This is a genomic window from Caldimonas hydrothermalis (assembly GCF_056746695.1).
Genome location: NZ_JBWQXA010000005.1, coordinates 69244 through 91025 on the forward strand (window position 1 = coordinate 69244; position 21782 = coordinate 91025).

Genomic DNA, 21782 nt, shown 5'->3' on the forward strand with positions numbered 1-21782 from the left:
GCAGGTGGCGAGGCACAGCGTGACGAACAAGGGCAAGATCCTCGTGGTGGATGATGACCGGCTGGTGCTGGCGACGCTCACGCACGGGCTGTCGCAGGCCGGCTACGAAGTCATCGACGCCGACAACGGCGACGACGCCATCTTGCTGGCCCGCGAGCACCGGCCCGGGTTGGCCTTGCTCGACATCCGCATGGAAGGCAAGAGCGGCTTCGACGTGGCCGAGTACCTGCGCACCTCGCTGCACACCCCCTTCATGTTCCTGTCGGCCTTCTCCGACGACGCCACCCTCGAGAAGGTCAAGGCGCTGGGCGCCGTGGCCTACCTCGTCAAGCCCTTGGACATCCGCCAGATCGTGCCGGCGGTGGAGGCTGCCTTCGCGCATCAGCAGTCGCGTCGGGCCGAGCCCTTGCGGCCGGCCAACGATCCGGGCGGCCCCGGGGGCGACGAGGCGCTGGAGCAGATCGTGGCCTTGGCGGTGGGCATTGCCATGCACCGCTTCTCGCTCGATCGGCGCCAGGCGCTGGAGCGGCTGCGCCGCCAGGCGGTGCACGATGGCCTGAGCCTGGACGAGCAGGCACGCCGCTTCGTCAGCGCCCTGGAAACCCTCAGCGCCCCGGGCTGAGCGTGCCGCCCGGGCGGGCCTCGCCCAGCGTGAAGTAAAAGCGCGCGCCGGCTCCGACCTCTGATTCCGCCCAGATCTGCCCGCCATGGCGGCGGATGATGCGCTGCACCGTTGCCAGCCCCACGCCGGTGCCGGGGTAGTCGTTGGCGCTGTGCAGGCGCTGGAACACGCCGAACAGCCGGTCGGCAAAGCGCATGTCGAAGCCCGCCCCGTTGTCCTTGACGTGATAGACCCAGCGCCCGTCCTGCAGCGTCGCCCCGAGCTCGATGCGTGCGTGCTCGTTGCGTGCCGAGTACTTCCAAGCGTTGCCCAGCAGGTTCTCCAGCACCACGCGCAGCAGCGTCGGATCGCCCTGGACGCTCAGTCCGTCCTGGATGATCACCTCCACCCGGCGCTGCGGGGCCTGGCGGCGCAAGTCCTCGACGATGTAGTGCGCCAGCTGACTCAGGTTCACCGGCTGCGCGACCACGGGCTTGGCCGTGAGCTGCGACAGTGCCAGCAGCGCGTCGATCATGCCGTTCATGCGCGCGGCCGCACCCAGCACCCGGTCGAGATGGTCGTTGCCAATGCGGTCGAGCGAGCGCGCGTAATCCTCCTTGAGAATCTTCGTGAAGCCCTCGATCACGCGGATGGGGGCACGCAGGTCGTGCGACACCGTATAGCTGAACGATTCCAGTTCCCGCTGCACCGCCAGGCGCTCGGCCTGGGTGGCCTCGTCGGCCGTGGGCTGGGCCTCGGTGCACACCAGCAGCAGGGCCTTGCGTTGCGAGCCCCCGTGCTCGAAGACAAAGGACTCCACCCGCATTTCCCAGCGGCGGTCCTGGGCGGTTGGCACCGGCTCGGCCTGCGGCGCCTGTCCCAGGGCTTGCAGCAAAGGTGTCAACGGCCAGAGGCGGGCCTCGCGGGCGGCCTCCAGCACATCACGTCCGATCAGCAACGCGGCCGATTGGCCGATGCAGCGCGCGGCCCGCTCGTTGCAGTAGCGGATGCGGTAGCCGCCTTGCCCATCGGCGGCGGATTCGGCCAGCAGCACCGCGCAGGGCACGGCATCGAGCAGCTTCAGGCCGATCTGTCGGTCGAATTGCAGTTCCACCCGCGCCGACACGTCGCGGGCCGTGCCCTGGTAGCCCACGAAGCGTCCCTCGGCATCGAAGCGGGGCCGGCCGCTCAGCAGCCACAAGCTGGTGCGTCCGTCGGCCTCGCGCCGGTGGGTGGGCAGGTCCTGGAAGGGGCGCTGACCGTCGAGCATGCGGCGGTGAGCCTGCCACAACCCCGCCCCGCTGCCGAAGTCTTCCCACAGCGGCCGGCCCAGACGCTGGTCGAAATGCCAGTCCGAGGCCGGGGCCTGCGGGGGCGGGCGCAGGCGCGTCAGGCAGTGCCGGGCATCGGTTTCCCAATACCAGAACGGCAGCAGTTCGAGCAGCTCGCGGGCCTGGGTGTGGGCCAGGGCCTGCGCACGGCGGGCCGCCTCGTCGCGTCGCACGAACCACCACGACACCCCCCCCAGCAGCACCAGCCCCAGGGCAAAAACCAGCAGCAGCACGTCCGAGCCCGCCACCGCCAGCCAGCCCTCGGCCCAGGAGGTGCGCATCCAGGCGGCGCCGGTCACGCTGAAGGCCAGCCACGCCAGCGTCAACCCGGCGCCCAGACCTGCGGCCACCAGCAGGCGGGCCCCCTGGAACGCGGACGGTGGGCGTGTCGATGGCGGGGCAGGGCAGGGGGCGGCGGGCCTTTCGCTCATGCGGCGCATTGTAAGGACGTGTCTTTGCCAACTCTTTCTCGGTTTTCCCCGTCTCCTTTCGCGGCCGGCGCATCACTGGCGCCAAGATCGGGCGCGCCCGGCCGCGCCGTCCCCCCACCTGGGCTCAAGTTGCTGCGGTTCGAGCCGAAGTTCCGACGAGTGCTTCCCGCATCGCCGCGGGGGGTTGGATGTGATCGACGCATGATGATGTCAGCTCCCGTTCCGCTGCCGGCCGGCTCCGAAGCCGTCACTGCCGTGCTCGACCGCGCTGCGGTCGAGCGCGCCGTGGTGGAGGCCGTGCTCGATGCCCGCGGATTGGGCTCGGCCCTCGCCGCGGTGGGCCGTTGCCTGGCCGGGCCCTTGCAGGCGCGGGCCTGGACGGTGTGGCGGGTGGACGACTGGAACGGCCGCGCCGGGTTGATCTATCCCTGGGAGGAAGACATTCGCGAAGCCCACAGCCACATTGATCTCGGGGCGCTGCGCCCGGTGCGCGATGACGACGGGCAGGCAGGGTCGGCGATCGCGCGCCGGGCACCGTGCTGGCCCGAAGATGGCGGCCGGGTGTGGGTGCCGGTGTGGGACGACCAGGCTCCAGCCGGCTTGCTCGAGCTGTTGGGTACGCGCATCGGCGACCCGGTGGCCGATGAGGCCCTGCTCAGGCTGGCCGGCCGTCAGCTCGGTTTGCTGGCCCGCATCGAGGCCGCCCGGCTCGGCCTGGAACGCCGCACCGAGCAAATCGAGCGCGAGCGCCGTTGGCTCGACGACCTCATCGAGCATCTGCCGGTGAGTCTGTTCGTGATGAACCCGCACGATCTGCGTTTGATTCAGGTGAACCGGCAGGCCGAGCGGGAGTTCGGCGTGCGGCGCGAGGCAATGATCGGCCGTCCGCCCGAGCAGGCTTACGGCCGCCAACTCGCAGCCATGCTGGGGCCCTCGGTGCAGCGGGCGCTGGCCGGAGGAGGCTGGATCGAGGATGACCTCGTCTGGAGAACCCGCCGGCGCGGCGAGCGCCATCTCAATGTGCGCTATCTCACGCTGCGGCGCCAGGACGGTGTGCCCCATGCCCTGGTGGTGGTGGCTCGCGATGTGACCGACAGCCGCCGGGCCCAGCAGGCCTTGCTGGAATCTGAGGCGCGTTTCCGGGAGCTCGTCGACACCTTGGACGACCATGTGTTCATCACCACCCCGGACCGCCGTCACTTCGAGTATCTGAGCCCTCGGCTGTACTCCTTTTGGGGGGTGACGCCCCAGGAAATGATCGAACACCCCGGTTGCGCCTTGGCCCGTGTTCCCAAAGAAGACCACCCCTTGCTGGTGCGGCGCCAGCAACTGGAGGAGCAACTGCAGCCCACCGATGTGGTGCACCGCGTGCACCACCCCGAGCGCGGCCTGCGCTGGCTGCGCACCCGCACCCGCAGCCAGCGCCGCGCCGATGGAAGTATCTGCGTCTACGGCATCAGCACCGACGTCACCGTCGAGCACGAGCGCGAGGCAGAGCTGCAGCGCGCACGCGACCAGGCCGAGGCGGCCAGCCTGGCCAAGAGCCAGTTCATGGCCAACATGAGCCATGAGATCCGCACGCCGATGAACGGCATCCTCGGCATGACCGAGCTGCTGCTGGGCACCGCGCTGACGGACACGCAGCGCCGCTTCGCGCAGGCGGTCTACCGCTCAGGCGAAAACCTGCTGGAGATCATCAACGACATCCTCGACTTCTCGCGCATCGAGGCCGGCAAGATGGAGCTGGCCGGCACCGACTTCGTGCTGCGCTCGGTGGTGGAGGACACCTTGGAGCTGCTGGCCCCGCGCGCCCACGAGAAGCGCCTGGAGCTCAGCTTCCGCGAGGCCGCGGGGGTGCCACCCCTGGTCCACGGCGACCCTCTGCGGCTGCGTCAGGTGCTCACCAACCTGGTGGCCAACGCGATCAAATTCACCGAGTCCGGCGAGGTCGTGGTCGACCTGCTGAGCCACGAGACACCGGGCGGCGCTTCGGACGGGGCGGCCGATGAGCGCAGGGTGGAACTGGAATTCATCGTCCGCGACACCGGCATCGGCATCGAGCCCGAGGTGCTGCCGCGCCTGTTCAGCCCGTTCACGCAAGCCAACAGCAGCACCACCAAGCGCTATGGTGGCACCGGGCTGGGCCTGGCGATCTCCCGCCAGCTTGTCGAGCTGATGGGCGGTCGCATCGACGTGCACAGCCAGCCGGGCCGGGGCTCCACATTCAGCTTCCGCGTGCCCGTCAGTGTCTCGCCCTTCTCGAACGCCGCGGCCGAGCTCGACGCGCTGGACATGCCCGCGCTGCGCGTGCTGGTCGTCGAGGACCACGAGACGAACCGTGCCGTGCTCGAGAACATGCTGGGCGCCTGGGGCCTGCAGGTGGGCGTTGCGGTGGACGGCCTGGCGGCCCTCGACCTCGTCGAGCGCGAGCACCGCGCCGGCCGACGCTTCGACCTGGCGCTGGTGGACATGCAGATGCCTCGTCTCAACGGTGTGCAGTTCGCACGCCGCTTGCGTCAGCATCCGGCCGGCACGACCACCAAGCTCATCTTGCTGTCATCGGTGTCCTCGCCGGACGATGTGCGGGTAGCGCACGAGGCGGGCTTCCAGCGCTTCCTGACCAAGCCGGTGCGCAAGGCCGAGCTGCGCCAGGCCATCCTGGGCGTGTCAGCCACGCCGGCCCGCTCCAGCGCGCCCGAGCCCCGCTTCCCGCACCGCGTGCTCGTCGTCGAGGACAACCCCGTCAACCAGGAGGTCATCCAGCAGATGCTGCGCCGCCTGGGCTGCCAGGTCCAGGTGGCGGCCTCGGGGCTGGAAGGCTTGCATGCCTTGTGCGAACATCGCTTCGACCTCGTGCTCATGGACATCCAGATGCCCGGCATGGACGGCGTGGACACCCTGCAATGGTTCCGGAAGGGCCCTGGTGGGCGATTCGCGTTCCTCACGCCGCCGCAGACCCCGGTGGTGGCCGTCACGGCCAATGCGCTGGGGGGCGACGAGGAGCGTTTCCTGGACCAAGGCTTCAACGACTACCTCTCCAAACCCTTCCGTCAGAATCAGCTCCTGGCCGTGCTGGCGCGCTGGCTGCCCGAGGCCGAGCCGCTGGCCGGCATTGCACCCGACGCCCCGCCCCCGCCTTCTTCTGCCCCTGCTGCGGAGACCGCCATGCGCAACCCGGATCCCGACGTCTTCGACCCCCAGGCCGTGCAGCGCCTGCGCGAGCTCGATCCCAAGGGAGACAACCAGCTTCTGGACCGGCTGTTCCGCACCTTCGAGGCCTCGCTGCAGCGCCTCATCCCCCAAATGGTGGAAGCGCACGAAGTGCAGGATCTGGCGACAATCCGCCTGACGGCCCACACGCTGAAATCCTCGTGCGCCAGCGTGGGGGCCCTGAAGCTGTCGGCCCAATGCGCCGAGATCGAGGCAGTGATCCGTGGCGGCGGCGCAGAACCGCTGGACGTGCGGATGGCCGCCGTGCGTGAGGAATCCGACCGTGTGCTCGCCAGCCTGAACGCCTATTTGCGCGACGCCTGAACCGCACCATGAGCTATTCGCCGTTCGCCGACGACATCGACCTGGAGCAACCCAAGGTGCTCCTGGTCGACGACGACGAGGTCAACCTCCTGCTGACCTCGATCGCCCTGCGCGAGCGCGGTTTTGCCATCACCGAGGCCTCCAGCGGCGAGAAGGCCCTGCGCATGCTGGCCGACTGGTCGCCCGACATCATCGTGCTCGACGCCATCATGCCCGGCATGGACGGCTTCCAGACCTGCCGGGAATTGCGTGCCACGCCGGGTTTCCATGCCATTCCGGTGCTCATGCTCACCGGGCTGGACGACGATGCCTCCATCACCCGCGCCTACGAGGCCGGCGCCACGGACTTCTTCGTCAAGTCCAACCAATGGAGCCTGCTGGCCGGCCGTCTGCGCTACCTGCTGCGCTCGGCCCGCACACGCCAGGCCCTGGAGCGCAGCAAGGCCCAGCTCGCCCGCGCGCAGGACCTGGCCCGCATGGGCAGCTTCGACTGGCATGTCGACAAAGGCACCCTGAGCTTCTCGGTCGAAGGGCTGCGGGTCTTCGGCATGGGCCCGGGCGATGCACTGGGCATGCGTGAAGTGCTGCACATGATCCCGCACGAGGAGCGCAAAGGCTTCCTGGCCATCTTGCGCGAGGTGCTGCGCCACAACACCGTGCTGTGCACCGACGTGCCCGTCCACCTCGCCGACGGTCGCCAGCGCATCGTGCACGTCGAGGCCGAGCCCGAATTCGACGAACACGGCAACCTCAGCCTGTACAACGGCATCGTCCAGGACGTCACCGACCGCCGCATCGCCGAGGACAAGATCAAGCACCTGGCCAACTTCGACTCGCTCACCGGATTGCCCAACCGCCGCCAGATCATCTGGCGGGCCGAGCGTGCGATCGAGCATGCCAAGCAGTTGCACCACCAGGTCGGCTTCCTGCTGATCGACCTCGACCGCTTCAAGATCATCAACGACACCCTCGGCCACGCCGCGGGGGACGACCTGCTGGTCGAGGTGGCACGGCGGCTGCGCGCCTGCGTGCGTCATTCCGACCAGGTCATCGACGCCCCGCTGGATGCCCTGGGTTCGCGGGCCCATCGCACGCTGGAGGCGGTGGGCCGCCTGGGCGGCGACGAATTCGTCGCCCTGCTGCCCGAGGTGGGCAGCGAGAGTGACGCCGAGCGCGTGGCCCATCGCATCCTCGAGGCCCTGCGTGAGCCGGTGCTGGTGGGCGGCCAGGAATGCTTCGTCACGGCCAGCGTGGGCGTGGCGCTGTTCCCGCGCGACGGGACCACGGTGGCTGACCTGCAGCGCAACTCCGACGTGGCCATGTATGCCGCCAAGAACCAGGGGCGCAACGCCTGCAGCGTCTACTCTCCACAGCTCGCCGGCATGGGGCGGGCCAAACTCGAACTCGAGTCGGCCCTGCACAAGGCCCTGGAGCGCGGCGAACTGGTGCTGCACTACCAGCCCAAGGTCGACGTGGCCACGGGCGCCATGATCGGGGCCGAGGCCCTGATGCGCTGGCAGCGCGGCGACCAGCTCATCTCGCCGGCCGACTTCATTCCCCTGGCCGAGGAGACCGGCCTGATCGTCCCGATGAGCTACTGGGCAATCAAAGAGGCCATCGGCCAAGCCTGCCGTTGGCAGCAGTCGCTCGGCACGGACCTGCCCGTGGCCGTCAACCTGCCCAGCCGCATGTTCCTGCGCACCGACCTCGTCGAGAGCATCCAGACCTCGCTGCAGGAACTGCAGGCCAGCCCCTGCTGTTTGCAGCTCGAGATCACCGAAACCGGGCTGATGAAAGACTTGCAGAACGTCATGCCCTGGCTGCGCCGGCTCAACCAGCTCGGCCTGGAGATCTCCATCGATGACTTCGGCACCGGCTATTCCTCGCTGGCCTACCTCACCACGCTGCCCATCGGCGAACTCAAGATCGACCGCTCCTTCGTGCGTGAGCTTGGCGTGCGTGCCGAAAGCGCCGCGGTGGTCACCGCCATCATCGCGCTGGCCCGCTCACTGAACCTGCGGGTGATCGCCGAGGGGGTCGAGACCATGCTGCAGATGGAAGTGCTCAGCCGTCTGGGCTGCAGCACCATGCAGGGCTATCTCTTCAGCCGCCCCTTGCCGGCGGCCGAGCTCGAACAGTGGCTGCGCCACACCGTGCTGCCGCGCCGGGCCGTCTGGATGCCAGCCCCCGAGGCCGCCGTGGCGGCCCCAGGCGCCACCTGGCCCGGGTCCCCCCGGGTGGCCTCCTGAGGCCCTTGCCCCATGAGCTCCCTGCCATCGTCTCCCGATCCACGCCCGTCCGGCAATGCCACCCAGCCCGCCCCGCTGGGGGCCGTCCAGACCCCGGCCCAGATCGCCAAGGCGGCGCTGCGCCGGCTGGCGCTGGACCGGCTGGAGCCCACCCCCGAGAACTACCAGCGCGCCTACCGCATCGAGGCCGGTGAACCCCCGGGCGCGCCGGCCCTGCCGCCGGCCGTGCAGCGCCTGATCGAGCGCCTGGCCCAGCGTCTGCCGGGCGGCCATGCCCCGCTGCTGGAGGCCCTGACCCAGGGGCGCTACGAGCAGGCCGAACGCTGGCTGACCGAAATCCCCGAAGGGGGCAGCGGCGACGCCCAGGTTTGGGCGGGCCTGATCCAGCGCCTGGTCAAGGGGGTGGAGCGCGGCGGCCGGCTGTGGACCAGCGCGCGCAAGAAGGACAGCCTGCAGCGTGTACTGGCCGCCAGCCGCGGCGATCCGGCGCGCCTGCAGCAGCGCCTGCAGCAGCTCGTGGCCGGCTGGGACAGCGACGGCGCCGGCGACGCGCCGGCCCTGGGCGACGACCCGGTGCTGGCCGAGGCCCTGGCGCGCGGCACGGCCCCGCCCACCCAGCCGGCACCGCTGGACGCACTGGCCGAGGCCGGCATTCCCAGCGGGCCCGAGGGCCTGGACCGCCGCTGGTCCGAGGTGGTCGCCGACCTGGCCCAGGCCATCGCGGCGGCCCTGCCCGAGGACGACCCCCGCTGCCTGCGCCTGCGCGCCCGGCTGGGCGACCTGCTGGCGCCGCTGGCCGAACTGCCCGACGAGGACCTGGCCGACGACTGGCGCGGCTGGGCCGGCGATGCCCGACGCCTGCTCGAACACCGCGCCCACCTTACCGACCAATTGCGCGGCCTGTGCGACGAACTCAGCGCCAGCCTGGGCGAGCTGGCCGAAGACGGCAGTTGGGTCCAGGGCCAGACCGGCCTGATGCGCGAGCGGCTGCGCGAGGGGCTCACCGCCCGCACCGTGCGTTCGGTCAGCCACCTGCTGCAAGCCACCCGCAGCCGCCAGGGCGAGATCAAGGCCGAGCGCGCCCGCTCGCGCGACATGATCAAGCAGCTCATCAACAGCATGGTCCAGCGCATCGGCGAACTCGGTGCGCACACCGGGCGCTTCCAGGACCGCATGGACCGCTATGTGCAGGTCATCGAACAGGCCGACACCCTCGAGAGCCTGGCCGGTGTCGTGAAGGAACTGGTGGAGGACACCCGCAGCGTGCAGACCGCGGTGCACGACACCCACGAGCAGTTGCGCAGCGAACACGCCCAGGCCGAGGCCCTGCAGCAGCGCGTGCGCGAACTCGAGGCCGAGTTGCAGCGTTTGTCGACCGAGGTCTCCACCGACCCGCTCACCGAGATCGCCAACCGCCGCGGCCTGATCCAGGCCTTCGAGGTCGAGCACGCGCGCATGCAGCGGCAGGGGGGCGAACTCGCCGTGGGCCTGCTGGACATCGACAACTTCAAGAAGCTCAACGACACCCTGGGCCACCAGACCGGCGACGAGGCACTCAAGTTCCTGGCCGCTCACGTGAAGCAGGCGCTGCGCCCCATGGACACCGTGGCGCGCTACGGCGGCGAGGAATTCGTCGTGCTGCTGCCCCAGACCACCGCCGAGGAAGCCCGCGTCGTGCTCACCCGGCTGCAGCGCACGCTGTCGGCCAACTTCTTCATGCACGACGAGCGCCAGGTCTTCGTCACCTTCTCGGCCGGCGTCACGGTGTTCCGCCCGGGCGAGCGCCTCGAAGAAACCCTGGACCGCGCGGACGAGGCGCTCTACGAGGCCAAGCGCACGGGCAAGAACCGCACGTGTGTGGCGTGAACGCGCCCGGCGGCCAGCGTCCCACGCCGGCCGTGGCCTTCAATGGCGGAAGCGGTGAGATTCGAACTCACGAACGGTTGCCCGTTGCCGGTTTTCAAGACCGGTGCAATCGACCACTCTGCCACGCTTCCTTATCTATTCCGATGTGCCGCCCCAAGACTCTGCGGGACTTGATCCGCGTCAAGCCCCTGCCAGCGTCTTGCGCCGACGATCATGGCAAGAACCGAAGTTTACCTGCCTGGCAGCGCCAGGAAGGGGCGGCAGGGGCTTGAAACGGCGGCCGGCGGCCGTCACTTGTCGGGGTGCGGAGAAGACCAATGGTGCAGTTCAAGGACTACTACCAAGTGCTGGGCGTGCCGCGCGACGCCACCGCCGACCAGATCAAGCAGGCTTACCGGCGCCTGGCGCGCAAGTACCACCCCGACGTCAGCCGGCAGCCGGATGCGGCATCGCGCATGAGCGAGGTCAACGAGGCCTATGCGGTGCTGTCCGACCCGCAGCGGCGGGCCGCCTACGATGCCGTGGGCGCCGGCCACCGGGCCGGTGAGCCCTTCACCCCGCCGCCGGACTGGGATGACGGTTTCGAGTTCAGCACCGAAGGTTTCGAAGGCGCCGACCTTGGCGACTTCAGCGACTTCTTCGCCGAGCTGTTCGGGAGGATGGGCGCACGCGCTGCCCCGCGTGGCGCCCGCCCCTCGGGCGCCCGGGGCGAGGACCACCATGCCCGCATCGTGCTCGATCTGGCCGACGCCTGGCAGGGCGCGCGGCGGGAGATCACCTTGCGCAGCCCGCAGCTCGATGCCGACGGCCGGGTGCGGCTGGCTGCCCGCACCCTGCAGGTGCAGATCCCGCGCGGGGTACGGCCGGGCCAGTTGATCCGCCTGGCCGGGCAGGGGGGGCCTGGCCGCGGAGGGGCACCGGCGGGCGACCTCTACCTCGAAGTGCAGTTCCGGCCCGACCCGCGTTTCCGCCTGGATGGCAGCACCCTGGTGACCGAGTTGCCGGTGGCGCCCTGGGAAGCGGCTCTCGGCGCCGTGGTGCCCCTGGCCCTGCCCGACGGCCACACCCTGCGCGTGCGGGTGCCGGCCGGGGCGCAGAGCGGACAGCGACTGACCGTGCGCGGCCAGGGGCTGCCGTCGAGTCCGCCCGGCGACCTGGAGCTGGTGGTGCGCGTCGTCCTGCCCAGCGCCCACCATCCGAAGGCGCGGCAGCTCTACGAGCAGATGGCCGCGGCGCTGCCCGAGTTCGATGCGCGCCGGCAAGCCGCGGCCGACGCCGAATCCGGAGGGAACCGCCCATGAGCCGAGATGTCCGTCCCGCGGTGGGGCCCGAGGAGGCCCTGCTCGACCTCGAGACCTTGTGCCGCTGCGCCCTCGTCAGCCCTGAATGGGTGCTCGAACGGGTGCATCGCGGTTTGATCGTGCAGGCCAGCGGCGAGTGCGCCTCGGCCTGGCGCTTCGACGCGGCCACATTGCGCCGCGTGCGCTGCATGGTGCATCTGGAGCGCCATTTCGATGCCGTGCCCGAGCTGGCGGCCTTGGTGGCGGATCTGCACGACGAAATCGACGCCTTGCGCCGCCGGCTCGCCCGTGCCGGCTTGTGAACTCCTGTCTGATGCCGAGGATGGCCATGGCGATGAAAACCCCCGATCCCCAGACCCGATGGAACATCGGTTACTGGCTGCTCGCCCTGCTGATCCTGCTGTCACTGCAGAACCTGTGGCAAAGCCAGCGCATCGTCGAGCCCGTGCCCTACAGCGAATTTGAGCGCGCGCTGGCCGAAGGCCGTGTGGCCGAGGTCGTGGTGGGCGAGACCACGCTGACCGGCAAGCTCAAGAACCCCGAGCCGCGTGGCAAGAGCGTCATCGTGGCCAACCGGGTGGAGCCGGCGCTGGCTGAGCGGCTGTCGCAGTACGGCGTACCCTACACCCGCGTGGTCGAGAGCACCTTCCTGCGCGATCTGCTGTCATGGGTGGTGCCGGCCCTGGTGTTCTTCGGGGTGTGGTTCTTCCTGGTGCGCCGCTTGGCCGAGAAGCAGGGCATGGGCGGCTTCATGAGCATTGGCAAGAGCCGCGCGAAGATTTACGTCGAGAAGGACACCGGCGTGACCTTCGCCGACGTGGCCGGCGTGGACGAGGCCAAGGCCGAGCTGCAGGAGATCGTCGCTTTCCTGAAGGACCCGCAGGGCCAGGGGCGGCTGGGCGCACGCAGCCCCAAAGGGGTGCTGCTCGTGGGCCCGCCTGGCACCGGCAAGACCTTGCTGGCCAAGGCCGTGGCCGGCGAGGCCGGGGTGCCCTTCTTCAGCATCTCCGGCTCGGAGTTCGTCGAGATGTTCGTCGGTGTGGGCGCCGCGCGCGTGCGCGACCTGTTCGAGCAGGCCCGCGCGAAGGCCCCGGCCATCATCTTCATCGACGAACTCGATGCCCTGGGCCGCGCCCGGGGGGCGGCCGGTGCCGTGGGCGGGCACGACGAACGCGAGCAGACGCTCAACCAGCTCCTGGTCGAACTCGACGGCTTCGACTCCACCTCCGGCCTGGTGCTGCTGGCGGCGACCAACCGGCCCGAGATCCTCGACCCCGCGCTGCTGCGCGCAGGCCGCTTCGATCGCCAGGTGCTGGTGGACCGCCCGGACAAGGCCGGCCGCGTGCAGATCCTGCAAGTGCATGTGAGGAAGATCCGCCTGTCGCCGCAGACCGATCTGGAGCAGGTGGCCGCGCTGACCACTGGCTTTTCCGGGGCCGACCTGGCCAATCTGTGCAACGAGGCGGCCCTGGCGGCCACGCGGCGGGGCGCCGCTGAAGTGGAGCTGCAGGACTTCACCGTGGCCATCGAGCGCATCGTTGCCGGGCTGGAGAAGAAAAACCGCGTGCTCAACCCGCGTGAGCGCGAAGTCGTCGCCTACCACGAGATGGGCCATGCGCTGGTGGCACTGTCGCTGCCGGGCACCGACACCGTGCACAAGGTCTCCATCATCCCGCGCGGCATCGGTGCGCTGGGCTACACCATCCAGCGCCCCACCGAGGACCGTTTCCTGATGACGCGCGAGGAGCTGGAACACAAGCTCATGGTATTGCTCGGCGGGCGCGCGGCCGAGAAGCTGGTGTTCGGTCACTGGTCCACCGGCGCGGCCGACGACCTGGCCCGCGTCACCGACATCGCGCGCGACATGGTCACGCGCTACGGCATGGTCGAAGACCTGGGCCATGTGGCCTACGAGGCGCAGCCCGCGCGCTTCCTGGAGGTGCCCGGGGCGCTGCAGCCGGCGCGCAACATCAGTCCGGACACGCAGCACCGCATCGACGAAGCCGTGCGCGAGATCGTCACGCGCGCCTTCGACCGCACCCTGGCGCTGCTGCGCTCGCACCGGGACCTGCTCGAGCGCGGCGCCCGCGAGCTGCTGGCGCGCGAGACCCTGGACGAGGCGGCCCTGAAGGAGTTGACGCGATCGCTGCGCGAGCCGGATCGTGAAGCGTCGCAGCCGGCCTCATGAGCCGGGCTCGCCGCCTGGCACCTGGGCCTGCGCGCACTCGACCTGCACCACCTCACGGCGGCCGCCGTCCACGCGCACGGCGGTGAGCCGGCCGCCCCACACGCAGCCCGTGTCGATGGCCAGCAGGTCTTCGCGCACCCGCAAACCCAGGGTGGACCAATGCCCGCAGGCGATCGGGGTGCCGGCCGTGCGTCGGCCGGGCACGTCGAACCAGGGGAACATGCCCGGTGGCGCGGCTTGCGCGCCGTCCTTGAGGCTCAGGTCCAGTCGGCCCTGGGCGTCGCAGAAGCGGATGCGCGTGAGCACGTTGATCACAAAGCGCAGCCGGTCGGCGCCGGCAAGGTCCTCGCGCCATTGCGCAGGCTCGTTGCCGTACATCACCTGCAAGAAGGCGCCCAGCTCGTCGCTGCGCAGATGGGCCTCGACCTCGGCGGCCAGCGCCAGGGTCTGGGCCGCATCCCATTGAGGCACCACGCCGGCGTGCACCATCAGCCAGCCGTGCGCCTGCACCGCCAGGTGCTGCCGGCGCAGCCAGTCGACCCAGGCCTGCCGCTGCGGCGAATCGAGGATGGGGCCCAGCGTGTCGCTGCGGTGGGGCCGGCGCACGCCATGGGCCAGCGCCAGCAGATGCAGGTCGTGGTTGCCCAGCACACAGGTGGCGGCCTCACCGAAGGAGGCCAGGCGCTGCAGCACCTGAAGCGAGCACGGGCCCCGGTTGACCAGGTCGCCCAGCACGTACAGGTGGTCGCGTGAGGGGGAAAAGCCGATTTCGGCCAGCAGCCGATCCAGGGCGTCGCAGCAGCCCTGCAGGTCGCCGATGAGGTAGATCATGGCCCCGATTCTGCTACGCTCCCCCGTTCCTGTGACCACTTCCCCGCCGCAGCTGCCCGCGGGGCACTGTATGGACGTTGCGTTACTGACCTTCCTCATCGTGCTCAACGGCGCCTTTGCCATGTCGGAGATGGCGCTGACCGCGGCGCGCAAGGCGCGGCTGCAGGTGCTGGTCGAAAGCGGGGCGGCCGGAGCCCCGGCCGCGATGGCGCTGCACGAGAACCCCACCAAGTTCCTCTCGACGGTGCAGATCGGCATCACCTCCATCGGCATCCTCAACGGCATCGTTGGCGAGGCGGCCTTTGCGGTGCCGCTGGCGACCTGGATGATGGAGGACTGGGGCCTGCAGGCCACGGCAGCCAGCGTGGTCTCCACCGGCTTCGTGGTGGTCATCATCACCTTCCTGACCATCATCTTCGGCGAGCTCGTGCCCAAGCGCCTGGGGCAGATGTACCCCGAAACCGTGGCGCGGCTGGTGGCACGCCCGATGGAATGGCTTTCGCTGGCCGCGCGGCCCTTCGTCGTGGTGCTGTCCTGGGCCACGGCCACGGTGCTGCGCCTGCTGGGCATCACCGACCAGCCCAACCGCGGCGTCACCGAGGAGGAGATCGCCGCCAGCCTGGAGGAGGGCGTCGATGCCGGCGTGATCGAGGCCCACGAGCACCAGATGGTGCGCAACGTCTTCCGGCTCGACGAGCGCCAGATCAGCTCGATGATGATCCCGCGTGGCGACATCGTCTGGCTCGACGCCCAGGCCCCCGTCGAGCAGGCCCTGGCCACCATCGCCCAGGCCGAGCACTCGCGCTATCCGGTGTGCCGCGGCGGGCTGGACGATGTGCTCGGCGTGGTCACCGCCCGCCAGTTGCTGCAGCAGATCGCCCAGGGCCGGGAGATCCGCCTCACCGAGAACCTGCAACCTCCCGTCTTCGTGCCCGAGACGCTCACCGGCATGGAGCTGCTCGAGAGCTTCCGCGCCTCGACCATGCAGATGGTCTTCGTGGTCGACGAATACGGCGAGATCCAGGGGGTGATCACCTTGCAAGACGTGCTGGAGGCCATCACGGGCGAGTTCCAGACGGCCGAGCCCGACGGCGCCTGGGCGCTCAGGCGCGAGGACGGCTCCTGGCTGATCGACGGCCTCATTCCGGTGCCCGAGCTGAAGGACCGGCTGGGTCTGAAGGAGGTGCCCGAGGAAGACCGCGGTCGCTACAACACCCTGGCCGGCATGGTGATGCTGCTGCTCGGGCGCCTGCCGCAGACCACCGACACGGTGGAATGGGGCGGCTGGCGCTTCGAGGTCATCGACATGGACGGCAAGCGCATCGACAAGGTGCTGGCGACAAGGCTGCCCGCAGACACCTTGCAGGACGAGATCTTCGGCACCGAGCCGCGTCGCCAGGGGTGAGCTCACCCCGATGGCGGCTCCGCGCCCAAAGAGACAGAAAGAAAACAGGGGCCCGACTCGCGTCGGGCCCCTGTTCATCGCAGGTGTGTGGTGCCGGTGACCGGATTCGAACTGGTGACCTTCGCATTACGAATGCGCTGCTCTACCAACTGAGCTACACCGGCAGCAAAGAATGTAATTCTAGCAAGAATCGTCCATAGCGGGTCAAGCGCCGCTGGCTTCGCGGTGGTAGGCCGTCACGCGCTCGACCTCGTTCTTCGATCCGAGGATCACGCTCACGCGCTCATGCAGCTTGGTCGGCTGGATGTCCAGGATGCGCTGGTGCCCGTTGGTGGCGGCGCCGCCGGCCTGCTCGACGATGAAGCTCATCGGGTTGGCCTCGTACATCAGGCGCAGCTTGCCCGGCTTGTCGGGCTCGCGCTTGTCCCAGGGGTACATGAAAATGCCGCCGCGGGTGAGGATGCGGTGCACGTCGGCCACCATCGACGCCACCCAGCGCATGTTGAAGTCCTTGCCCCGCGGGCCTTCCTTGCCGGCCAGGCATTCGTCGATGTAGCGCTTGACCGGCGGGGCCCAGTGGCGCATGTTGCTCATGTTGATCGCGAACTCCTTGGTGTCCTCGGGGATGGTCACGCCGTCTTGCGTGAGCACCCACGAGCCCTGCTCGCGGTCGAGGGTGAACATGGCCACGCCATCGCCCACGGTGAGCACCAGTGTGGTCTGCGGGCCGTAGATGCAGTAGCCTGCCGCCGCCTGCTTCGAGCCCGGCTGCAGAAAATCCTGCTCGCTCACGCCGGCATGGGCTTCGTCTTTCTTCAGCACCGAAAAGATGGTGCCGATGCTCACGTTCACGTCGATGTTGGACGAGCCGTCGAGCGGGTCGAACAGCAGCAGGTACTCGCCCTGGGGAAAGCGGTTGGGCACCAGGTAGATGCCGTCCATCTCCTCCGAGGCCATGGCCGCCAGGTGGCCTCCCCATTCATTGGCCTCGATCAGCACCTCGTTGCAGATCACATCGAGCTTCTTCTGAACCTCGCCCTGCACGTTCTCGGTGCCGGCGCTGCCCAGCACGTCGCCCAGCGCGCCCTTGTTGACGCTGATGGCGATGCGCTTGCACGCGCGCGCCACCACCTCGATCAGCAGGCGCAACTGTGCCGGGATGTGGCCGTGCATGCGCTGCTGCTCGACCAGGTACTGCGTCAGGCTGATTCTCTTGCCCATGTCGTGTTCCTCAGGGTTCCTTGAAATCAGTCGGCGAGGGCACGCGTGACGATCTCGCGCACGTCGTTGCTCAGCTCGGTCTTGGCCGCCACGCGGGCAATGGCCTCGCGCGCGGCGCTGCGGTAGGGCTCGGCGAGCTGCTTCCAGCGGTCCATCGCGCGGGCCACGCGGGCGGCCAGTTGCGGGTTGATGGCGTCGAGCTCCAGCACGCGGTCGGCCCAGAACACATAGCCGGCTGCATCAGCGCGATGGAAGGCGGCCGGGTTCATGAAGCACAGCGCGGTGATCAGGCTGCGCGCACGGTTGGGGTTGCGCAGCGAGAAGTCCGGGTGTGACAGCAGGGCACGGGCGCGCGCGAAGACGCGGCCGTCCTTCTCGCTGGCCGAGGCCTGGAGCGCAAACCACTTGTCGATCACCAGGGCCTCGTCGCGGAACATCGCGTGGAAGCGTTCGAGGGCCGGCGCGGCCAGTTCGGCATGGCTGTTGACCAGGGCGCTCAGGGCCCCCAGGCGGTCGGTCATGTTCGTGGCGTCCTTGAAGCGCTGGTAGGTGCGTCCAGGCCACACAGGATCCCCGGTGACCGAGGCCCCCAGGCACAGGTAGGCCAGCGCCAGGTTGGCCAGGGCGCGCCGCCCGGCCGAGACCGGGTCGGGCGAATAGCCGCCGCGCACCTGGTGGGCCTCGAAGGCCCATTCCCAGTCGTGATGCAGGGCCTGGGCCAGTTGCAGCCGGGCGGCCTCGCGCACCGTGTGGATGCGCTGCGGGTCGACCTCGTCGAGCTGCTCGGCCAGGTAGCCCTCGCTGGGCAGCGTGAGCACCAGTTCCTTGAAGGCGGCATCGAGCGTCGGGTGGCGCAGCACGCCGCGCATGGCCTCGAGGAAGGCGGCATCCAGGTGCAGGGCTTGGCCACCGCGGATGGCGCCCAGCAGGCGGTTCAGCGCCAGGCGCTGGCCGGCCTCCCAGCGGTTGAAGGGGTCGGCGTCATGGGCCAGCAGGTGCAGCAGTTCGGCGTCGCTCAGGCCATCGTCCAGCAGCACCGGCGCAGAGAAACCGCGCAGCAGCGAAGGCACCGGCGGAGCGTCCAGGCCCACGAACTCGTAGCGCTGGCGTTCCTCGTGCAGCACCAGCACGCGTTCGGTACCTACGGGAGCGTCCTCGCCCACGAGCTGCAGCGCAAGGTGCTCGCCTTGCGGGCCGATCAGGCCCATGGTCACGGGGATGACCCAGGGCTGCTTGACCGGCTGGCCGGGCGAGGGCAGGCCGTGCTGCGAGAGCTCCAGCGTGTAGGTGCGCGCATCGGCGTTGTAGTGGCCGCGGGCCGAGACGCGGGGTGTGCCGGCCTGGCTGTACCAGCGCTTGAAGGCATCCAGGTGTGTGGCCAGCGCGCTGCCAGGGTTGGCATCGGCAATGGCCTGGGCGAAGTCGTCGCAGGTCACCGCCTGGCCGTCATGACGCTGGACGTACAGCGTCATCCCCCGGGCGAAGCCCTCGCGGCCCACCAGGGTCTGCATCATGCGCACCACCTCGGCGCCCTTGTCGTAGACCGTGGCGGTGTAGAAGTTGTTGATCTCGACGTAGCTGTCGGGCCGCACCGGGTGGGCCATGGGGCCGGCATCCTCGGGGAACTGGTGCTGGCGCAGGGTGCGCACGTCCTCGATGCGCTTGACGGCCCGGGCGCTGGGGCTTTGCGCCAGATCCTGGCTGAACTCCTGGTCGCGGAAGACGGTGAGGCCTTCCTTGAGCGAGAGCTGGAACCAGTCGCGGCAGGTGATGCGGTTGCCCGTCCAGTTGTGGAAGTACTCGTGTCCCACCACGCTTTCGATGCCGGCGTAGTCAGCATCGGTGGCCGTGGCCGGGTTGGCCAGCACGTACTTGGTGTTGAAGATGTTGAGGCCCTTGTTCTCCATGGCCCCCATGTTGAAGTCGCTCACCGCCACGATCATGAAGCGGTCGAGGTCGAGCGACAGGCCGAAGCGGGCCTCGTCCCAGGCCACCGCGGCGATCAGCGAGTTCATTGCGTGCTCGGTCTTGTCCAGGTCGCCGGCACGCACATACACCTGCAGCAGATGCTCGCGGCCCGAACGGGCGCGGATCTTCTGCTCGCGGCACACCAGGTTGGCGGCCACCAGGGCGAACAGATAGCTGGGCTTGGGGTGCGGGTCGACCCAGCGCGCATAGTGCCTGCCCCCCTCGAGCGGGCCCTGATCGACGAGGTTGCCGTTGGACAGCAATACCGGGTACTTCGCGGCATCGGCCTTGAGCGTGACGCTGAAGGTGGCCATCACGTCGGGGCGGTCGAGGAAGTAGGTGATGCGGCGAAAGCCCTCGGCCTCGCACTGCGTGAAGAAGCCGCCGCCCGAGGTGTACAGGCCCGACAGTTGGGTGTTCTTCGCGGGCGCACAGGTGGTGCGCACCTCCAGCGTGAAGGGGGCCTCGGGCAGGTTCTCGAGCACGAGCTGCTGGTGTTCGACGCGGAAGGACACTGACTCTCCGTTCACCAGCACACGGGTCAGGTTGAGGTCCTCGCCGTCCAGGCGCAGGGGCTGGCCCGGCGCGGCGTCCGGATTGCGCTCGACCTGCATGCGGTTGACGACGAGGGTCTTGGCCGGATCGAGGTCGAAGCTGAGATCGACGCTGCGGATCCAGTAGGCCGGCGCGGTGTAGTCCTCGCGGCGGATCAGGGGGGAGCTGCCTTCGCGCATGGTCTTCCTTCTCAGATGCCTTGTTTGAGGCTGGCCTCGATGAACGCATCCAGGTCGCCGTCCAGCACTTTCTGGGTGTTGGAGATCTCGACGTTGGTGCGCAGGTCCTTGATGCGGCTCTGGTCGAGCACATAGGAGCGGATCTGGTGGCCCCAGCCCACGTCGGTCTTGCTGTCCTCGAGCTTTTGCTGCTCGGCCAGGCGCTTGCGCATCTCGTGCTCGTACAGGCGCGAGCGCAGCACGCGCCACGCCTCGTCGCGGTTGCTGTGCTGGCTGCGGCTGCTCTGGCACTGCACGACGATGCCGGTGGGCAGGTGCGTCAGGCGCACCGCGGAGTCCGTCTTGTTGATGTGCTGGCCGCCCGCGCCGCTGGCGCGGAAGGTGTCGGTGCGCACATCGGCCGGGTTGATCTCGATCTCGATGGAGTCATCCACCTCGGGGTAGACGAACACGCTGGCGAACGAGGTGTGGCGGCCACCGGACGAATCGAAGGGGCTCTTGCGCACCAGTCGGTGCACGCCCGTCTCGGTGCGCAGGTAGCCGAAAGCATAGTCGCCCTCGACCTTGATCGTGGCGCTCTTGATGCCGGCCACGTCGCCCGGCGATTCCTCCAGCACCTCGGCCTTGAAGCCCTTGCGTTCGCAGTAGCGCAGGTACTGGCGCAGCAGCATGCCCGCCCAGTCGCAGGCCTCGGTGCCGCCGGCGCCGGCCTGGATGTCGATGAAGCAGTTGCTCGGGTCGGCCGGGTTGCTGAACATGCGCCGGAATTCGAGCTGCTCGACCTCGTGGGCGAGTTCGGCGGTCTCGGCCTCGATGGCCTGCAGGCCGTCGTGGTCGTCCTCGGCGCGACTCATCTCGTAGAGCTCGAGGTTGTCGGCCAGCTCCCGCTCCAGCCGGGCAATGGTGTCGACCACGGCCTCGAGCGACTTCTTCTCGCGACCCAGCTCCTGGGCGCGCTTGGGGTCGTTCCAGACGGCCGGATCCTCCAGCGCGGCGTTGACCTCGCTCAGGCGGATGGACTTCTGGTCCCAGTCAAAGATACCTCCGTAGCTCGCCGGTGCGCTGGCGCAGGTCTTCCAGGGTGGAACCGATGAGGTTGATGCGTTCTGCTTCCATGGTGCTGTCCTTGTTCGTGTGCGGCGGCAAAGGCCGTGCCTCGCAGCGTTTGCTGCGAAAACGGGCATTTTCGCACGGGCTCAGCGCAGGAAGGCGTCGAGGTGGGCGGCCAGGGCCTCGGGCTGGTCATGGTGCAGCATGTGGCCGGCCGGCGAGAGCACGCGGCGTTCGAGCTGCCGGACCACCTGGAGCCGCTCCTCGAACTCGGCACGCGGGTAGCGCTCGCCCCACCATCGGGCCATGTCGGTGCGGTCGCCCTCCACCCACAGCACCGGGGCCGTGATGGCGGCCCAGCAGGCCAGGGCCTCCTCTTTGCGGTAGAGCACCGGGTTGCGCCGCTTGTGGGCCGGGTCCCCGAGGATCTCCCACAGGCCGTCGTCGCGCCGGCGCGACCAGTGTGGGGCCAGCCAGGCTGCGAACTCCGGGCGCAGCAGGGGGTTGTTCTGGCGCAGGCGCTGCACCACGGCCTGCAGGCTGGGGTAGGGGCGCAAGGCCTGCGGCGTCTTCAGCTCGTCCAGCCAGGCGGCGTAGTGCTTTGGCGCGCTGGTGGGCTGACTGGCGGGCAGGCCGAAACCCTCGAGGTTGACGAGCCGGCGGATGCGCTGGGGCCGGATGCCGGCATAGAGCATCGCCACATTGCCGCCCATGCTGTGGCCCAGCAGATCCACCACCTGCCCGGGCAGCAGGCGGTCGAGCAGGGTGTCGAGATCGCCCAGGTAGTCGGGAAACCAGTAGCTGTCGGCCTGGGGGGCCTCGCTGAGCCCGAAGCCGCGCCAGTCGGGGGCGATCACGTAGCGCCGCGAGGCCATGGCATCGACCACGAACTGGAAGGAGGCCCCCACGTCCATCCAGCCATGCAGCATCACCAGCGCCGGGCTGTCGGGGGTGACCCATTCCGGCGAGCCCCAGTGGTGCACGTGATAGCGCAAGCCGCGGATCTCGAGAAACTCCGGCCGCGACGGACGACGGGGAACATAAGAAGCGGGGGAGTCGTCCTGGCCCATCG

General features: G+C 69.2%; 14 protein-coding genes and 2 tRNA genes. 8 read left to right on the forward strand and 8 right to left on the reverse strand.

Annotation, left to right across the window (positions count from 1 at the left end):
- The first annotated feature begins 19 nt into the window (after window positions 1–19).
- Complete coding sequence (locus tag AC1ECW_RS08280) at window positions 20–622, forward strand: ANTAR domain-containing response regulator (RefSeq protein ID WP_481201605.1); 603 nt, start codon at window positions 20–22, stop codon at window positions 620–622.
- On the opposite strand, the gene AC1ECW_RS08285 is transcribed toward AC1ECW_RS08280, so the two are convergent.
- Entirely contained in the window at window positions 606–2363 is a 1758-nt protein-coding gene (locus tag AC1ECW_RS08285) for a sensor histidine kinase (protein ID WP_481201606.1), read from the reverse strand. The two genes, AC1ECW_RS08280 and AC1ECW_RS08285, sit on opposite strands and share 17 nt — an antisense overlap.
- Before the next feature lie 207 nt (window positions 2364–2570).
- Here AC1ECW_RS08285 and AC1ECW_RS08290 point away from each other — a divergent pair, with 207 nt between their 5' ends.
- Genes AC1ECW_RS08290 through AC1ECW_RS08300 form a run of 3 tightly spaced genes read left to right on the forward strand, consistent with a single transcriptional unit; the run spans window position 2571 to window position 10012 of the window.
- Window positions 2571–5897 (forward strand): response regulator, encoded by a 3327-nt coding sequence (locus tag AC1ECW_RS08290; protein WP_481201607.1) that lies wholly within the window; start codon window positions 2571–2573, stop codon window positions 5895–5897.
- Between the two features lie 8 nt (window positions 5898–5905).
- Window positions 5906–8146: an EAL domain-containing response regulator gene (locus AC1ECW_RS08295; protein WP_481201608.1), complete on the forward strand. Its 2241-nt coding sequence runs from the start codon at window positions 5906–5908 to the stop codon at window positions 8144–8146.
- 12 nt (window positions 8147–8158) lie between these two features.
- Window positions 8159–10012: a GGDEF domain-containing protein gene (locus AC1ECW_RS08300; protein WP_481201609.1), complete on the forward strand. Its 1854-nt coding sequence runs from the start codon at window positions 8159–8161 to the stop codon at window positions 10010–10012.
- Between the two features lie 43 nt (window positions 10013–10055).
- Here AC1ECW_RS08300 and AC1ECW_RS08305 read toward each other — a convergent pair.
- Window positions 10056–10143 (reverse strand) — tRNA-Ser (locus AC1ECW_RS08305).
- A 189-nt stretch (window positions 10144–10332) separates the two neighbouring features.
- On the opposite strand from AC1ECW_RS08305, the gene AC1ECW_RS08310 reads away from it, so the two are divergent.
- The 3 genes from AC1ECW_RS08310 to ftsH are packed head-to-tail and all read left to right on the forward strand — an operon-like array spanning window position 10333 to window position 13501.
- Window positions 10333–11313, forward strand: a complete 981-nt coding sequence (locus AC1ECW_RS08310) for a DnaJ C-terminal domain-containing protein (RefSeq protein WP_481201678.1) — start codon at window positions 10333–10335, stop codon at window positions 11311–11313.
- Window positions 11310–11615, forward strand: a complete 306-nt coding sequence (locus AC1ECW_RS08315) for a chaperone modulator CbpM (RefSeq protein ID WP_409710501.1) — start codon at window positions 11310–11312, stop codon at window positions 11613–11615. The genes AC1ECW_RS08310 and AC1ECW_RS08315 overlap by 4 nt, the downstream gene beginning before the upstream one ends.
- A 26-nt stretch (window positions 11616–11641) precedes the next feature.
- A complete protein-coding gene (gene ftsH, locus AC1ECW_RS08320; RefSeq protein ID WP_409710504.1) occupies window positions 11642–13501 on the forward strand; it encodes an ATP-dependent zinc metalloprotease FtsH in 1860 nt (619 codons plus the stop codon).
- Here the strand turns inward: ftsH and AC1ECW_RS08325 are convergent.
- The gene (locus tag AC1ECW_RS08325) at window positions 13496–14332 is read right to left on the reverse strand and encodes a symmetrical bis(5'-nucleosyl)-tetraphosphatase (RefSeq protein WP_481201610.1); all 837 of its coding nucleotides are present in this window, start codon (window positions 14330–14332) and stop codon (window positions 13496–13498) included. The two genes, ftsH and AC1ECW_RS08325, sit on opposite strands and share 6 nt — an antisense overlap.
- Before the next feature lie 70 nt (window positions 14333–14402).
- Here AC1ECW_RS08325 and AC1ECW_RS08330 point away from each other — a divergent pair, with 70 nt between their 5' ends.
- Window positions 14403–15737 carry a hemolysin family protein gene (locus AC1ECW_RS08330; protein ID WP_409709110.1) on the forward strand — a complete coding sequence of 445 codons (1335 nt, stop codon included), beginning with the start codon at window positions 14403–14405 and terminating at the stop codon, window positions 15735–15737.
- Window positions 15738–15825: 88 nt separating this feature from the next.
- Here the strand turns inward: AC1ECW_RS08330 and AC1ECW_RS08335 are convergent.
- The 5 genes from AC1ECW_RS08335 to AC1ECW_RS08355 all read right to left on the reverse strand — a co-directional run bounded on the left by AC1ECW_RS08335 (window position 15826) and on the right by AC1ECW_RS08355 (window position 21780).
- A tRNA-Thr gene (locus AC1ECW_RS08335) sits at window positions 15826–15901 on the reverse strand.
- A 40-nt stretch (window positions 15902–15941) separates the two neighbouring features.
- Window positions 15942–16958, reverse strand: coding sequence for a class 1 fructose-bisphosphatase (locus tag AC1ECW_RS08340; protein WP_409709107.1), 1017 nt, complete (start codon window positions 16956–16958; stop codon window positions 15942–15944).
- Window positions 16959–16984: 26 nt separating this feature from the next.
- Window positions 16985–19660: an aminopeptidase N gene (gene pepN / locus AC1ECW_RS08345; RefSeq protein ID WP_481201611.1), complete on the reverse strand. Its 2676-nt coding sequence runs from the start codon at window positions 19658–19660 to the stop codon at window positions 16985–16987.
- Between the two features lie 11 nt (window positions 19661–19671).
- Window positions 19672–20776, reverse strand: a protein-coding gene (prfB, locus tag AC1ECW_RS08350; RefSeq protein WP_481201612.1) for a peptide chain release factor 2 whose coding sequence is annotated in 2 segments (ribosomal slippage) — window positions 19672–20694 and window positions 20696–20776 — 1104 coding nt in all. Because the reading frame shifts where the segments join, the coding sequence is not laid out codon by codon here.
- Window positions 20777–20856: 80 nt separating this feature from the next.
- Window positions 20857–21780 (reverse strand): alpha/beta fold hydrolase, encoded by a 924-nt coding sequence (locus AC1ECW_RS08355; protein WP_481201613.1) that lies wholly within the window; start codon window positions 21778–21780, stop codon window positions 20857–20859.
- Window positions 21781–21782 lie beyond the last annotated feature (2 nt).